Genomic DNA, 14,729 nt, shown 5'->3' on the forward strand with positions numbered 1-14,729 from the left:
CTTATAGATTTAACAAACGTTTAGGGACTAAACGTTTTTTATCAGTGATTTCAGCCAGCCCCAGGCAACGTTCTCCATTAAACACCAGCACTTCGGGCGCAGCTTCATGATCAATATTGCTTTCCTGACCATTGCCGAAATATTTTTCACGGCCTTCTGGCAATTGCACGTGCGGGAAATGCTCGACGGGTGCATACACAGGTAACAATAAAGCATCGCGCTGTTCTTGGGTCAGACTTTCAAGATACTCAATGGTATAGCTTGGATTAATCTCAAAATGTCCGGTTTGGGTACGATGTAACTTGGTGAGGTGTCCACCGCAACCCAAAGCTTCACCAATATCTTCACCCAATACGCGAATATAGGTACCTTTCGAACAGGTCACATCCAGCGTCAGGCTATCTTCGGTAAAATCCACTAGAGTTAAATCATAAATGGTTACTGGACGCGCTTCACGTTCAATCTCAATCCCTTTGCGCGCCAGTTCATACAATGGACGGCCTTCACGCTTCAATGCTGAATACATCGGCGGAACTTGCTGAATATCGCCTCTGAACTGTGCCAGCACCTGCTCAATCCCTTCTGCCGTTAAAGCCGGTACTTCTCTCTGCTGGAGAATTTCACCTTCAACATCACCGGTCGCCGTGGTTTGTCCTAACTTGACCGTGGTTTGATAACGTTTGGTTGAATCGAGTAAATAATGCGAAAATTTGGTCGCCTCTCCCAAACAGATCGGTAATAACCCGGTCGCCAATGGATCAAGTGCCCCTGTATGGCCCGCCTTTTGCGCATTAAACAGACGACGCACCTTTTGTAGTGCCGAGTTAGAACTTAAACCTAAAGGTTTGTTTAATAGGAATACACCGCTTAAATGACGGTAAGCACTTTTTTTCATAAAAAGAAAAGTCAAAGCATAAAGACCTATTTTAGCAAAACTAGGTCGAGGATTTAGAAAAGGATTGGCTTTTAAGCACAAACAGGCATAAAAAAATGCGCCAAAGGCGCATTTTTTTGCTTTACAACAAAGTTAAAATTAACCTTGTTTACGAGCTGGTAACTTTTCACGAATACGTGCAGCTTTACCAGACAACTCGCGTAGGTAGTAAAGTTTAGCACGACGAACGTCACCACGACGTTTCACTTCGATCTTAGCAACGATTGGAGAGTGAGTTTGGAAAACACGCTCAACACCAACACCGCTAGAGATTTTACGAACTGTGAAAGCAGAGTTTAAACCACGGTTTTTCTTCGCGATTACAACACCTTCAAATGCTTGAAGACGCTCACGGTCACCCTCTTTTACTTTAACTTGAACGATAACTGTATCGCCCGGTGCAAAAGCAGGGATGTCTGATTTTAACTGTGCATTTTCAACAGCTTGAACTAAAGGATGTTTACCACTCATGTGGAATCTCCAATATGTGCGGGAGAGAAGAGGTCTCTGACGCCGCTGGGAATAGAGGCTAAAGCGCATATTTCCCGTTTAACTTTCCCCTTAAGACAAACGTCCTAAAGAGCCTATTTTTAACTTAAACAATGTTTAAGTAGAACTCGAAGCAAAGCTTCTCGTTGGGTGCGAAGATTAACTGATAGCAGTTTAACCTTTCGAATTTTTTAACCATTTCATTTGCTGTTTGCTCAACGCTACTTTTTCAACCAGTTCTGGTCGACGATCTAAAGTTCGTTGATAACGCTGCAAAAAACGCCATTTCTCAATATTGGCATGATGTCCTGATTTAAGTACCTCAGGCACATCCAGCCCTTCAAAATGGTCTGGCTTGGTATATTGTGGACAATCCAGCAGACCATCCACAAAAGAATCCTGGATCGCTGATTGCTCGTCAGTCATGACATTCGGCAAACGGCGAATAATACTATCCAGCAACACCATGGCAGGAAGTTCACCACCCGATAAAACGTAATCCCCGATTGACCATTCCTGATCAACATAATGCTGGATTAAACGCTCATCGACACCCTCATAACGCCCACACAATACAATCAAACCATCATAATCAACGAATTGTTGTACTGCCTGCTCATTTAAGGTTTTGCCTTGCGGTGACATATACACCACCGGGGCATGAACACAGCCTGCTTGTGAAGCAAGTTGTTTGGCATGATTAATTGCTTTTGCCAAAGGCTCAGCCATCATCACCATACCAGGGCCACCACCGAAAGGACGTTCGTCCACCCGTTTGTAATTACCCTCAGCAAAATCTCGTGGGTTAATGCAAGTCACTTGCACGATGTCACGCTTTGCTGCACGTCCGCTAATCCCGTACGCTGTAATCGCTTCAAACATTTCAGGAAACAATGTGATGACTGCAAAAAACACCGCAGACTCCTCTATTTTCCTGCTGCGCTACTTTCCCCAAAAGGATTAGTAGTCTACGCCCCAATTGACGTAAATACGACCAGCTTCAAGATCAACGCGTTGTACCACATCTTTATGCCACGGAATCATTCGCTCTTCAGCATCAACACTATCAGCAGTCGCTTTGACCACCATGACATCATTGGCACCGGTTTCAAACAGTTCGTAGATTTGACCGAGATTGACTTCTTGTTCTTCATCATCAAGACCTAACACCGTTAGACCTTTAAGATCAGACCAGTAGTACTCGTCTACATCTGCTTTTGGAAGCTGAGATTTGGCAATCCAGATATTTGCGCCAACCAGATGTTCTGCACCCGTGCGATCATTTACGCCTTTTAATGCAACAACCAGGCCTTTGCCATGTGGTTTCCAACGTTTCACATCTATTGTTTGCCAACCTGCCTTGGTCTCAATGTACCAAGGAAGGTAGTCAAACATATTACTCATAGGTTCAGTATTTGAATAAACCCAGAGCCACCCATTCAATCCATAAGCTGAACGTAACTGTCCAATCTGAATACGATCTTCTGGCACATTCTGTGTCGATGTCATGGGCTACCTACTACAATTACGCAGCAGTTGCAGCTTTTTTAGCTTGAGCAGCTAAAGAAGCAACGCGCTCTGAAGGTTGAGCACCTTGAGCAACCCAGTGAGCAAAACGGTCAGCGTCTAAACGAACTTTTTCAGCTTTACCTTGAGCAGTTGGGTTAAAGAAACCAATACGTTCGATGAAACGACCGTCACGTGCGTTACGGCTATCAGTTACAACGATTTGATAGAATGGACGTTTTTTTGCACCACCGCGCGCTAAACGAATAACAACCATGAGAACAACCTTATAATTTTTACGGATTATCCCTGCACCGACCATCGGCAACACTTCAAACCCCTTTCATAGAGGGCGATATTCTACGTTAAATCGACGCTGAAATAAAGATTATTTTTCGGCTTATCCACAGCTTTGAATTTAATTGATAAAATCTGCCGGCTTACCAGTCTTCCTGCCCGAGTCCACAAGCTTGAGCGGTGATATTTGCAGGTGTTTTGGTCTTACATTTAATCCCCGTACTGGTCAAAAGCAAGGAATAATTTCGGGGGTTTTCACTCACCGTTGTTAAAGCCCATGTTTGCGCATTCAGCGTTAAGGTCATGGTAAATTTCTGCTTGCCACTGCTTGCATCCAAAGGTAACAACAGGCTGTTATTACTTGCACTTGCTACCGAATAATAGGGTCCCTGATTGCTCGAGGTGCCTTTCAGCACAAAACCATCGTAACTAAAGTTACGTGCCCGGTGTTTTTCCAGCAGTTCTGCAACCTTAAGCATCTCCTGTTGTGCCGTAGACAGTTCCGCACGACGGATATAGACCTCATAACTCGGTATCGCTATCGCTGCGATAATCGCAATGATTGCCACCGTAATCATCAGTTCAATTAAGGTAAATGCCTTTTGTTTATTCATTGCGTTCGTACCATTTTAATGGGACGATTTGACGGCGCATAGTATTGATTGGCATTCCATTGGCCTTGTTAATCACACTAGCTAAACCAGGGTTTAAAATTTGACGTTTTACTCCATTTTCCGATGTCCCAATACCCGCACCAACCATTACATCAACAATGCCACGTCCTCCACCAAAACGCATTGTTGCTGGATCAGTTTCTTGCTCACAAACACCAAAAGGTAAACAATATCGTTGTACCGTAGTAATCCCTTGTGCTTGAACCTTACAGCTATCAGTCGTTGCATTTGGATTATAGATACTGGCATATAAGCTCTTATTCATCACGACCATTTCGCCTAAGACTTTACTCCCATTTTTATCGAAAGATGCTGTCTTATCAATATCTTGAGCCTCTACAGTCTCAGCCGAGACATACCAACCATTTGGAATATCTTTTGCTACATCATTCAAAGTCTTACCATTCAAATCATTTGGCATAAGCTGAAGATCAGCCAATTCTAGTTTCGCCCCACTCTTATTATTCGTGTCAAAACCCTTTCCGATAACCTCTCTATCAAAAATGTTGTAAATCCTACTAGATGAATCTTTATCACTGAGAGGTAAACTACGATTACCTGAAGCGATACTCACAACCGCTAAGGGCTGTTCATAACCATACACACTAAAGTTTGGTGCTTCATAAAAACGTTCATCCTCTGCTTTAAAAAGCATACTGTAGCTGCCACAGCCAGTATCTTTATTATCGCTGGTCGCCTTCCTCTCTTTACCTAGGTTTGCACTTAAATCAATCCGCCACACTTGCCCTTCCAAATCACCAAAATAGAGATGATCGGTTATACCATCACCATTACGATCAACCGTATTAATCCGACTAACGACACTTCCCATACCTTGTATTTTTAGTCCATGCTCCGTATCGCCTTTACCACATGAAGTACTTGGGTTATCTCCGCTTGCATGCCAAATTAAATCACCATTATCTGCATCAAACATATAGATGCCTGTACCTTCAATTTTATTATTTCCACTTCCTTTCGACTTAGATAGGTCAATGTTTTCATATTCCATATCATAGCCACCACCGACTAGCATCACACGTCTTGGCGCACCCTCATATATCACAGTAGTAATAGTCGGCTTTGACCAGCTTTGACCCATATTTTTAATTGCATCGAAAGGTTTACCATCTGGATTGTCTTTTGAGTAAACTTTGCCGGAAATTGGATCAATATGGAATTTTAATTTGGGAGAATCAAGATTGCTAAGATCCAATGCATAATAACTACGCCCGCCCATCCGTAAACCGCCATAAGCAATTTGTTTACCGTGGATAACATTGCTACCATTTTTAATTTCGCCCACTGTTGCTACAACTTCTTTCGTTGTACTGCCACTGCTTACTTCTTTCATACCATACACATATTCGCTATATAACGTCCAAGCTCCATCAATCCCATATGCCATATTGTCAGGATTCCGAATATGTCCTGTTGTTGGTGTCATAAAGGCTTGTTGTTGCTTAGAGCTTTCCAGCATTTCATTGGGTACAAAAGCAAAGCTTTCCTCTCCTGTTTTAACATCCACCACATGCAACACTCCTTGTGTCGTACCAAATAACATATAATCTTGACGTTCTTTTATACTATTATCTGCATTAAAGGTCGCTCCTTGCGTTAATTTGATCGGAGTTGAATGCAAATTCATTCCCACTTGCCAGTGTGTACGATTAGCTTCTGTCAGACTTGCTGTGGTTGCATCTTTATTCACTTTATAGCCCAGCAAATTCATTAAGAAGTGGCCATTCGGATCTTTTTTCGCTGTCGTATCTGTACCACAAACCTTATCTAAATATTGATTATTAATAGTTTTAAGTACACCTACTTCTTTGAAATCAGCAGTATTTCCTGTGCCAACACAATCACGATTAATCAATAATTTACGTTGAGTAATAATCGGTTTTGCTGGATCGGCGTTATTGGTTTTTGTTGGCAAATTTTGAAGTTGTTTTAATAACCCACCTTTATTCCAATCTTTTACATCATAGTCTTTAGCAGCATTATCCCAAGCATCTTTGAGCTTGTTTACAGAATTATTTGTTTCAAGTCCATATTTCTTAAAGTTTCCAAACCAACTCACTTTATCCGTAGGTTCAAACATACTTTTATAGACTTCATTGGTCATACGGTATGGGGTAAGGGGGTCAGCAGGTAACGTTTGTAAACCAATGGGATCAGCCTCAGTTTCTACGAGATTCTGATTAAAGTCTAAAATACTTTGAGCAATACTTTTTGAATTTGATAATTGATACCATCCTCCACCGCCATGCACCCCCCAACGAGCTAAGTTCGCAACATTTTTATTATGAGTATCTTGATCTAAAGGTACAGGCAAAATATTATCGAGGATCTTATTCAGTTTATCGACCAAGTTTCCTAAACCAAGTAACGATAAAACAGGATCTAATGCTTTTATAAGATTAGCTACTGGTTGTAATACACCTCCTAAAATAGAGTTTGGCTCATTACTCGTCTCCACGCCTGTTTTACTACTTGAAATATGTGAAAACTCACGTCCAATCCCGCCTACACCTGTTTTTATATTATGCGTATTATTCTTTAATACACCCGCATAATTAGCAATACAGTTCCATGTATTTGCATCCTTACCTGCATCCCATCCCGATGGTACAGTCGCACAACTAAAAGCAGTATTGATTGACTGACTCATTAGTCTTTGAACTGGATTTGTCGCTGAAGGTGATCTGTTACTGGAAGAACCTAATAATCCATCAAGTAAATTCGGATCTAAATCAGGAATACTACCTGTTAACACATAAATCCCTTTAGCACTACATGAAGCATTCGTTGATGTAGGAGCTTTATAAATATTGTTCTCTTTACTTGCATCAATGGAAACAGAAAAACCACTATAAGGAGAATCACTTTGCTGTGTAGTGTTTTTATAGAAAATAACCTCTGACGCTCCTAAAAGTTTTTCTTTTTCTGCCTTTGGTAAATTTTTAGTCAGATCATTCTGCCCCAAAATATTATCTAATGATTTACCGAGAACACCTTTTAAAAGACCATCAATCAAACCTGTGATTCCATCTACAATACTTCCAATAAGTCCACCACCTGATTCGCTCCCTAAAAGGCGATCTAAAAGTGTTTCATCAGAAACCCAATCATAATCGTTATTTAGTCTAGGTTTAGTACTTTTTTCCCAACCAGTATCACTACATTTAAACTCATCTAGCCATTGTTTACACTTATAATATTCCCCCTGATAAAATCGCCAAACCTCCTTAGATTTTTTACCGTCACCTGTTCCTGCTGTAGTATTGCCCAGTAAATATGCTCCAGTTTCTGCATAAGCCGTAGCAGTGGGCGTACTTAAACCTGCAAGCTGTTTTAAATTTGGAATTAGAGTTAAAACTATATCTAATACACCTGTAATTGCACCAACAACATCTAGAGCAAGTAATTTTTTAACAATATCGCTTACTTTCGTTAGACTATTATTCACTGGATCAACACTACCAACTTTATCAATTTCAGCTTTGATTCTAGCTCGTTGTGTAGCATCTAGTGGTTGAGCCTCAACCGCAATCATCCCCGCAAGTTCATTTTTTTGCTTATAATTACCTTTAATTGCATTGGCAGGAAAAACTGAAAGTCCAACTGATACTCCATCAGGTAATTTTCCAATTCCTTTTGCGTCATTGCCATCAATAACATCTTTTACTGCTTGTTTTATATTATGTAGCCTATTGTAACAACGATAACCTTTAATAATTTCAACTGTCCCACCTTTTTTCATATCAATAGGCTCACAACTTTCTTTTATATATTGAGCAGAGCCTCTTAATCCAAGTAAATCACCTGTAGTATTATTTACGGTCTCTAAAATATTCACAACCAATTCAGATGGAATCTCACAATAGGCTGTATCTGTTGCTGTCGCTGAGGTATCTATTTTGACTAAACCCAATAGATTTGCATCAACGTTAACACCTGCTTTCTGTAATAGACCTTTTGTGCCGCCAAGTAAACCACCTTGCAAACACAGCGGATAATCTCGTTGTAAATCTGCAATAGGGCCTGTTCCCATACTTTGGGAAATATCAACCATTAACATAATAACATTGCTATTGCTTGGGTTTTGATAGATTTCAATATCACTTGCCCAAGCAACTGAAGATATAATAAAAAAGCTCGATATAATGGTACAATCAGATATTAATCCTCTAATTTTCTTCTGTGGCTTACATTCACATTCTGTTAGATTTCTATTCTTATTATTCATGACAATTCTCCCTTATGAACCTGAAGGCTCAAAGTCCGATAAGAAGCGATATTCTGCAACTTGAATGTTATATAATGGATTTTCTTTATTTTTTTTGAGGCATTCAGCCACTTCATTTTTCCCGGCATTATCGATGCTTTTCACTAAGCAGCCTTCATCAGCTTCAGTACTCTTTTTAAACAATATTTTATCAGTATCTGATAATAAGCCTTGCATGACGGATACAACATATACTTGTAAACGAATGCTTTCTTCAGTTTTTGCACCAAGAACTTCTGTACCCCGTGCTAAATCAGCAAAAGGAGTAGTTGGTGTAGTGGCTCGCTTAATATAAACTTGTGTTACGACTTGCTTACGCCCACCTGATTCCGAAGTTTTAGTACAGGCTCCACCTCCTAAACTTTCCCAATTTGAGCTATTTAAGAGATAAGCTCCTTTATTTAATGTAAAAGGCTTAGTATCTGAAAAGCAAAATACCAATTGAGCATGTTTATAATTTTCGTTTTTAAAAAATCCCACAATCCCATTCGCTGCTGCTATATCGGATGTATTCTTTGGGTTTTGTAAAGCCAACAAAGCGGCATCAGAATTTTGTAACAACAATGTTTGTATCTGATTATTGGTCACTAATTTCAATGAGCTGATACTCTGACGAACTGCCAATGTTCCTACAATCATAATCAGTAATAAGACCATCAATACAACGATGAGGGTTGACCCTCGTTCAGATCGAATCATGTCTCATTCCCCCCAGTACAATCATCAACATCAGCCTTACACCCTTCTACGATCCACCCCATTGCATTTCTCAATGAAATTGTTTGATTGACCGCTTGGCGTAAATGACCATTTTGATATTTTTTATCTAATTCGACCTCACTCCCCAAAACCTGAAATACTCTGCTATTTCTTTCCTTCACAATTGATTGATTACCTGCCGTATCTGTAGATTGAACCAATACTCCAATCTGAATTGCATGAATATGTGGGCGGACGTTCTGCATGACTCCATCAATATTTTTTCTTACCGATTGGGTCAAATAGGTATTCAAACTCCCATATTGAATCTTACTGTCCTCATCATTTAGACCACCTTCCATCCAACCATAGCGCACCACAAAATAATCTACATTGGGTAAGATCACTTGGCTGCTTTTCCAGTTAAGTAGTAACTGGTCATCTTTTGATTTTGAGTCAAGGCTTGTAGGAGTATATTGAGCTGCCTGACAGCGTAAAGAACGGCGCACATTAGTTTCAGCAGGGTCAACATAATAGCGTTGCACCACAAAAACATCTTTTTTGAGTTCATTACCTGAACAATCAAAACCCTCTTGTTGTGCTTGATAACGAATTAACAATTGATCATTTTCCACCCCGCCTGTTAGGTTGGATTTTTTAAAACTTTTTAAAGGTTTATTGTCATCCTCTTTATTTTTATTTGGTTCATCAAAACATGCTGTGCAATTTAAATTGATTTTCTCTCCCACATTTTTTGATGTAAGAATAATCCCTGCATATTCGATTTGATCATTTACGGCAGGGACCGGAGCACTCAAATTTGCCTTACGTATATCATCAATAATAAAATTTAAACCTAAACTTGCACTATCCTGAATATGTGCCATAGCTTTTTGCAACTTATAGCTAGTCACACCCGTAATAAAAAGCTGTATTGCAGCAGCAACAACAATTAACCCAAGAGTTAATGAAACCATTAACTCAATGAGAGTAAAACCTGAGGCAGAATGAATTCGGATAACGCTTGATCCAGCATTAGAACGAGAGACAGCAGTTTGATTAGCAAAGCTTGTTTTATCTCTGGAGTAACTATTTTTCATTTTTAGTAAGCCTCCAAAAATAGACAGTGTGAGCCAGAAACATACGCTTCATCTTTTTTAATACAGTTTTCTATTCCCTTCTCCCCCGCCAAAGATGTCCCATCCCATGCTACATAAATACATTGCCGAGTTGTGCCTGTTAAAGGACATAAGTTAACCGCAATATTCATTCCATTATTTTTGGCTTGTAGGGCCGCATTTTGTAAGTCTTGCGTGACAAGACTAGAGGGTGTTACAGGCGTTAGATCATCTGGAAGAAATGTATCCATAACTATGACCGCTCCGTTAGGATAAATACCCTGAGGATTGGCACGCATCCTTTCTGTAAGATCCCGTGCAATGGTCAGCGCTAACACCTGCTTGCTGGCCTCGGCACTGGCCTCAATTGCCTTGAGCTGTAAAGCAGCAAAACCCAATACGCTAATCGCTAATAAAACCAGCGCGACCAAGACTTCAACCAGTCCAACCCCTTGTTGTTTTATATTCATGGGCAGGCTCCTTCCGTGATAATGGTATCCCCGATGACACCCACCCGAACACAATAAGAAAGACCTTGTCGCTCCAACATAAAGTCTTTTTGTGCAGCAATACTGCCATTGGTTCTAAAACGGAGACTTGTCACAAAAGAACTGCTTGTATTCGCTGTTACACTGGGCTCCATATAAACTAAAAAAGTATTATTTATGGAAGTCGATAACTTTATTGCACATTTCTCTCGATCTTTATCATCTTTTTCGGAGGACCATTCGACAAGACAAAGTCCAGCAACCTGACGAGTCATGACTGCTTGGCTTCTTGCTTCTGAGACCTTCATAGCCAGTTCACGTACGGAGGACTCTAACTTTTGGCGGTTATAGATGGAGGCAAATGAAGGCGCCGCCATTAAAGCGATGATTGCTAAAACAGCGATGGTGATGATCAGTTCAACCATCGTAAATCCCGAGCAAGGTTTGGCCTGTGCACAAGATAAAGAGCGATGCTCCGCGTCGTCATGGGCTTGTTGCATACAGTCCTCCATATGCACAAATCTTTTTGTTGTAACAGCGCTCTCAAATATTTTAAGTAAGTAAAATCAATTCATTATATCAATGAGAGAAGCACTATTTTTCGTGATTGTTTTCATGTTTAATTATCAATTTCAACCTAAAATACACAAAAATCTACCATTAGGGGATAAAAGGTATGGAACAGCAGATAAGTGATAATTTGATCACATTTACTTGTTATTATTGTTAATAATGTTAAATAAATTAAAAAAAGTGTTCCTAAAAAAAGTAAACCTTAACGGTTTGCTTTTTTTATCAGGCTATTACAGTTATGAGATTAACGACTATCCCAGTTGGTGGTTGTAGAGGGAGTACAAGCTGTCGTCGTTTTAGTCCAACATTTCTGACCTTGGCTATTAAGTACAACAGCTCCATTATCTTTTTGAATAGTCGTACTAATCGGTGTAGCTGTTAAGATCCAATTTTGTGCCGTACCAATATTCAAGCTCAGCGTATAAATTGCATGCGTAGCGGGGAAATCTTGAATTAATGGCGTAGTATCATTATCTAATTTTGCATTAGTATAATTATGGTTTACCACATGATAACTCTGTAACTGCTGCGCAATTCTCATCATTTCAGTTTGTACTTCTGCACGATTTGTTCGAACTTTATATTGAATATAAGATGGATAAGCGATAGCGGCAAGGATGCCAATTATTGCTATCACAATCATTAATTCAATCAGTGTAAAACCAGACTCATTTTTCATATGATTTACCAATTATTTACACCACCATTTGCCGCAGTATTACAATCAGCATAATTAATCAAACTCCATGTTTTATTTTTACATTGAAAACCTGTATTGGTCAGCAAGAAACTGTACTTTCTACTATATGCATCATTCGCATTGGCCCGCATCACCCATTTTTGTCCCGTCACAGTATCATTATTCAAAGATTTAGAGGTATCTGTGCCATCTACAATTAAAATGGTATAGCTTGAGTTTGGAACCGCATAAGCAGTTGAGGCGACATTAAAACCCTGATAACTGAAATTTCTTGATCTATACTTTTCCAGCTCCTGAGAAAGCCTCAGCATTTCCTGCATGGCTTTAGATTCTTCTCCTCTACGTAAATAATATTGATAACCAGGAAGAGCAATTGCTGCAAATATTGCAACAATTACTATTACTATCATCAATTCAATTAGAGTAAATCCCCAGCTAGACTTAACGTTCATATTTATCATTTATTTTTCCTCATGAACGTTTTGAGTACCAAGTAATCGGTTCAAAGCGAATCGGGGTTGTATATGCTGCTTTGACGCCACTATCTCGTCCTACGCCTGTAATCGGCCCAATCTGATTATTAGTCATACCACCAACTACCACCGGTACAATCCCTGCCCCTACATTACTTCCTATGGTATTAGCTGTAGAGAAACCACGACCATCTGTTTCTGTTATACGGCAGTTACTACCATTAGATCCCATACTACCAAAAGGCAAGCAATAGTTTTTAACGTACGAGCGTCCTTTTACCCCGGCACTACAGCTAGAAGAAGAACCATTATCAGCAGCATCAAAATAACTGGTAAATAAAGTATTTTTAATAGCAGCAAAACTACTTAAAACTTTATAGCGTGCGATTCCATTAGTAAGGGCTGAGTCAACATTTGTACCAGAACGTCCCAACCCCGCATCAGCTAAAGTGTGATACCAGCCATGATTGGTTATAGCAACCATATTCTCTACAGTGGGTGCACTTGTTCCTATAGCAGTTAAATCGACCATATTTACAGTAGTAATATCCTTACTTCTTAATCCATCTGTTGTCGCATTTGCTCCTGTGGTATCGCTATCATTTGCATTAGCATATAAGTCATGGCGTCCTACATCACGATCAAAGATGCCATAAATACGATCGGGTATACCATTACTTGTAGATAAACTATTTTTTACAGGATTACTCACATCTCCTGAGCCAATACTAATGACAGCAAAACGATTAGCATTTCCTCTAACACCACCTAGACTATAAGATGTTGTAGTTGCGCCTGTGGTAGAAGTTGCACTTAGACTATGAACCGTAAAAGTTGGCATGGTATAAAAACGAGGTGCGGCTCTTGTTGAACGCTCTGCATCCGTAATAAAATTAGCAATCCGTTGGATACGTTTAACCACCATATTTTTTGTTGTAGAACTTGTTGCCGTAGTTACCGTTCCAGAAGAAGCATTATCAATATCAACACGGAAAACTTGCCCACCGAGGTCACCAAAATACAGGTTATCTACAAAACCATCGCTATCACGGTCGATGGCTTTGATTTCGCTAACCACGCTATATTTTAAATTGGGGTTGTTGGTTTTTCGGGTGTCATTCGTCGCATTGGCTGTATTACCAGTTGCTGTGCTACTACCCCACCACAATAGAGCACCAGCTGTTAAGCCTGTATCAGTATTGGTATTGGCAGCAAAAATGTATATACCGTTGCCTCTCGATTGAGATATATTATTACAACTTGACCATCCAGAATCTATAGAGTAGCTAGACCAGTCACTAGCTATGTAGGTAGTGCCTAGCTTAAAATCTGGTTTATTAAAGCACTCATCATAACCTCCGCCTACTATCATTACTAATTGTGGCTTACCTTTCCATTTTATCCAAGCAATAGTTGGTTTAGACCAACTTTGTCCCATACAGTCCAAAGGGGTGGCATCGCTACAGGTTCCTGTTAAAGTTAGTGCACCTGTGGTTGCATCTACGCTCTGTTGTGGACCAACTTTAAATAAAAAGTTTGGACTACTTGTTTCCATATCTTTTAAGTCAAGAGCATAGTAATTATAACCACCTCGACGCATTCCACCATAAACATTGAGAGTTGATGCTTTAAGTGAATTACTTGCATTGTTTGCCACATAATTAGTATAAACGGACCAAGCACCATCAATACCTTGGTATAAGTTATTTCCCACACTTGTACTTGCACTAGTTTGTAGTGATTTAGCAACAAAACCTTTTTTCTGACGATCAATCATTTCTTTTGGCAAGAAAGCAAACTTCTCTACGCCTGTATCAGCATCCACAACCTGCAATAAGCCTTGATTTGTACCAAAAAGCACGTAGTCTTTACGGTCAATATAATCACCAATATTAATTGCTGGTGTAGTTTCTGTCGCTGCTACTTTTTTTGTTGCAATTTTACTTTTGGTGGTAAAAAATAATGGTGTAGAGTTCAGGGTTGCACCCATTTGGCGGAGTTGTGCAGCACCTGTTAGGTTAGCAGGTGGTGTTAGTGTATTTATCCCAAAACCCAACAAGTTTAATAAATATGCTCTATCTGGATCATTACTGTTTCTTAATGCTTCTGCCGTCCCTGTTGTATCAGTCGTATTCTTTGAATCAATTAAAGTTAAAGCTGTACCTGATGTAGTAATTGGCGATATAGTGCTACCTGAAACAGTTCGATCACTATAAATTTTGCGTCCAGCAGCAGTTTGAACGGGAAGTTTTGATAATGCCCCACCTTTAGTTGCATCTTTTCCATCTAAACCACCGATACTCCAATAATCCTTAGTCGAACGTAATAATCCTTGTGAATCAATCACATTGATATGTGCTGAATTAGCAGGAGACTTTCACTTGGGATATGCTAGGCAGCTAACCGATAAAAGTTCTCTGCTATTTGATTTGGCGTTTTAAAATCCAAACTCTTTTGAATTCTTCGCTGATTATAAAATAACACAATGTA

14 protein-coding genes are annotated in these 14,729 nt (G+C 39.7%); all 14 read right to left on the reverse strand.

The features are described from left to right. Position 1: 1 nt before the first annotated feature. Positions 2-895, reverse strand: a complete 894-nt coding sequence (gene truB, locus ACINWC323_RS05790; RefSeq protein ID WP_009513955.1) for a tRNA pseudouridine(55) synthase TruB — start codon at positions 893-895, stop codon at positions 2-4. 138 nt (positions 896-1,033) lie between these two features. Beyond that, complete coding sequence (gene rplS, locus ACINWC323_RS05785) at positions 1,034-1,405, reverse strand: 50S ribosomal protein L19 (protein WP_004657502.1); 372 nt, start codon at positions 1,403-1,405, stop codon at positions 1,034-1,036. 192 nt (positions 1,406-1,597) lie between these two features. Continuing rightward, positions 1,598-2,338 carry a tRNA (guanosine(37)-N1)-methyltransferase TrmD gene (gene trmD / locus ACINWC323_RS05780; RefSeq protein WP_005282761.1) on the reverse strand — a complete coding sequence of 247 codons (741 nt, stop codon included), beginning with the start codon at positions 2,336-2,338 and terminating at the stop codon, positions 1,598-1,600. 45 nt (positions 2,339-2,383) lie between these two features. Beyond that, positions 2,384-2,932, reverse strand: a complete 549-nt coding sequence (gene rimM / locus ACINWC323_RS05775) for a ribosome maturation factor RimM (RefSeq protein WP_009513842.1) — start codon at positions 2,930-2,932, stop codon at positions 2,384-2,386. A gap of 16 nt (positions 2,933-2,948) precedes the next feature. Further along, positions 2,949-3,206: a 30S ribosomal protein S16 gene (gene rpsP, locus ACINWC323_RS05770; protein WP_004776006.1), complete on the reverse strand. Its 258-nt coding sequence runs from the start codon at positions 3,204-3,206 to the stop codon at positions 2,949-2,951. Positions 3,207-3,369: 163 nt separating this feature from the next. Further along, a complete protein-coding gene (locus tag ACINWC323_RS05765; protein WP_009513953.1) occupies positions 3,370-3,840 on the reverse strand; it encodes a type IV pilin protein in 471 nt (156 codons plus the stop codon). Further along, on the reverse strand, positions 3,833-8,149 hold the full coding sequence (locus ACINWC323_RS05760; RefSeq protein WP_009513829.1) for a PilC/PilY family type IV pilus protein: 4,317 nt from the start codon (positions 8,147-8,149) through the stop codon (positions 3,833-3,835). The genes ACINWC323_RS05765 and ACINWC323_RS05760 overlap by 8 nt, the downstream gene beginning before the upstream one ends. Positions 8,150-8,161: 12 nt before the next feature. Continuing rightward, complete coding sequence (locus tag ACINWC323_RS05755) at positions 8,162-8,887, reverse strand: hypothetical protein (protein ID WP_009514003.1); 726 nt, start codon at positions 8,885-8,887, stop codon at positions 8,162-8,164. Beyond that, a complete protein-coding gene (locus ACINWC323_RS05750; protein WP_081401858.1) occupies positions 8,884-9,987 on the reverse strand; it encodes a PilW family protein in 1,104 nt (367 codons plus the stop codon). The genes ACINWC323_RS05755 and ACINWC323_RS05750 overlap by 4 nt, the downstream gene beginning before the upstream one ends. 2 nt (positions 9,988-9,989) lie before the next feature. Then, positions 9,990-10,475 carry a type IV pilus modification protein PilV gene (gene pilV / locus ACINWC323_RS05745; protein ID WP_009513862.1) on the reverse strand — a complete coding sequence of 162 codons (486 nt, stop codon included), beginning with the start codon at positions 10,473-10,475 and terminating at the stop codon, positions 9,990-9,992. After that, on the reverse strand, positions 10,472-10,993 hold the full coding sequence (locus ACINWC323_RS0119265; RefSeq protein WP_032881623.1) for a GspH/FimT family pseudopilin: 522 nt from the start codon (positions 10,991-10,993) through the stop codon (positions 10,472-10,474). Before ACINWC323_RS0119265 ends, pilV begins: the two co-directional genes overlap by 4 nt. A gap of 317 nt (positions 10,994-11,310) precedes the next feature. Next, complete coding sequence (locus tag ACINWC323_RS05740; RefSeq protein ID WP_009513936.1) at positions 11,311-11,745, reverse strand: type IV pilin protein; 435 nt, start codon at positions 11,743-11,745, stop codon at positions 11,311-11,313. Between the two features lie 5 nt (positions 11,746-11,750). After that, a complete protein-coding gene (locus ACINWC323_RS0119270) occupies positions 11,751-12,227 on the reverse strand; it encodes a type IV pilin protein (protein ID WP_032881624.1) in 477 nt (158 codons plus the stop codon). Between the two features lie 10 nt (positions 12,228-12,237). Further along, positions 12,238-14,586 carry a pilus assembly protein gene (locus ACINWC323_RS05735; RefSeq protein ID WP_009514000.1) on the reverse strand — a complete coding sequence of 783 codons (2,349 nt, stop codon included), beginning with the start codon at positions 14,584-14,586 and terminating at the stop codon, positions 12,238-12,240. Between the last annotated feature and the right edge of the window lie 143 nt (positions 14,587-14,729).

Source organism: Acinetobacter sp. WC-323, from assembly GCF_000314615.1.
Classification (GTDB): domain Bacteria; phylum Pseudomonadota; class Gammaproteobacteria; order Pseudomonadales; family Moraxellaceae; genus Acinetobacter; species Acinetobacter courvalinii.

What these genes read in the sequence shown, in the direction of transcription:
- pilV (WP_009513862.1), bottom strand. Translation starts at nt 10,475, where the DNA reads ATGAATATAAAACAACAAGGGGTTGGACTGGTTGAAGTCTTGGTCGCG.
- truB (WP_009513955.1), bottom strand. Translation starts at nt 895, where the DNA reads ATGAAAAAAAGTGCTTACCGTCATTTAAGCGGTGTATTCCTATTAAAC.
- ACINWC323_RS0119265 (WP_032881623.1), bottom strand. Translation starts at nt 10,993, where the DNA reads ATGCAACAAGCCCATGACGACGCGGAGCATCGCTCTTTATCTTGTGCA.
- ACINWC323_RS05760 (WP_009513829.1), bottom strand. Translation starts at nt 8,149, where the DNA reads ATGAATAATAAGAATAGAAATCTAACAGAATGTGAATGTAAGCCACAG.
- ACINWC323_RS05755 (WP_009514003.1), bottom strand. Translation starts at nt 8,887, where the DNA reads ATGATTCGATCTGAACGAGGGTCAACCCTCATCGTTGTATTGATGGTC.
- ACINWC323_RS05750 (WP_081401858.1), bottom strand. Translation starts at nt 9,987, where the DNA reads ATGAAAAATAGTTACTCCAGAGATAAAACAAGCTTTGCTAATCAAACT.
- rpsP (WP_004776006.1), bottom strand. Translation starts at nt 3,206, where the DNA reads ATGGTTGTTATTCGTTTAGCGCGCGGTGGTGCAAAAAAACGTCCATTC.
- ACINWC323_RS05765 (WP_009513953.1), bottom strand. Translation starts at nt 3,840, where the DNA reads ATGAATAAACAAAAGGCATTTACCTTAATTGAACTGATGATTACGGTG.
- rimM (WP_009513842.1), bottom strand. Translation starts at nt 2,932, where the DNA reads ATGACATCGACACAGAATGTGCCAGAAGATCGTATTCAGATTGGACAG.
- ACINWC323_RS05740 (WP_009513936.1), bottom strand. Translation starts at nt 11,745, where the DNA reads ATGAAAAATGAGTCTGGTTTTACACTGATTGAATTAATGATTGTGATA.
- rplS (WP_004657502.1), bottom strand. Translation starts at nt 1,405, where the DNA reads ATGAGTGGTAAACATCCTTTAGTTCAAGCTGTTGAAAATGCACAGTTA.
- ACINWC323_RS0119270 (WP_032881624.1), bottom strand. Translation starts at nt 12,227, where the DNA reads ATGATAAATATGAACGTTAAGTCTAGCTGGGGATTTACTCTAATTGAA.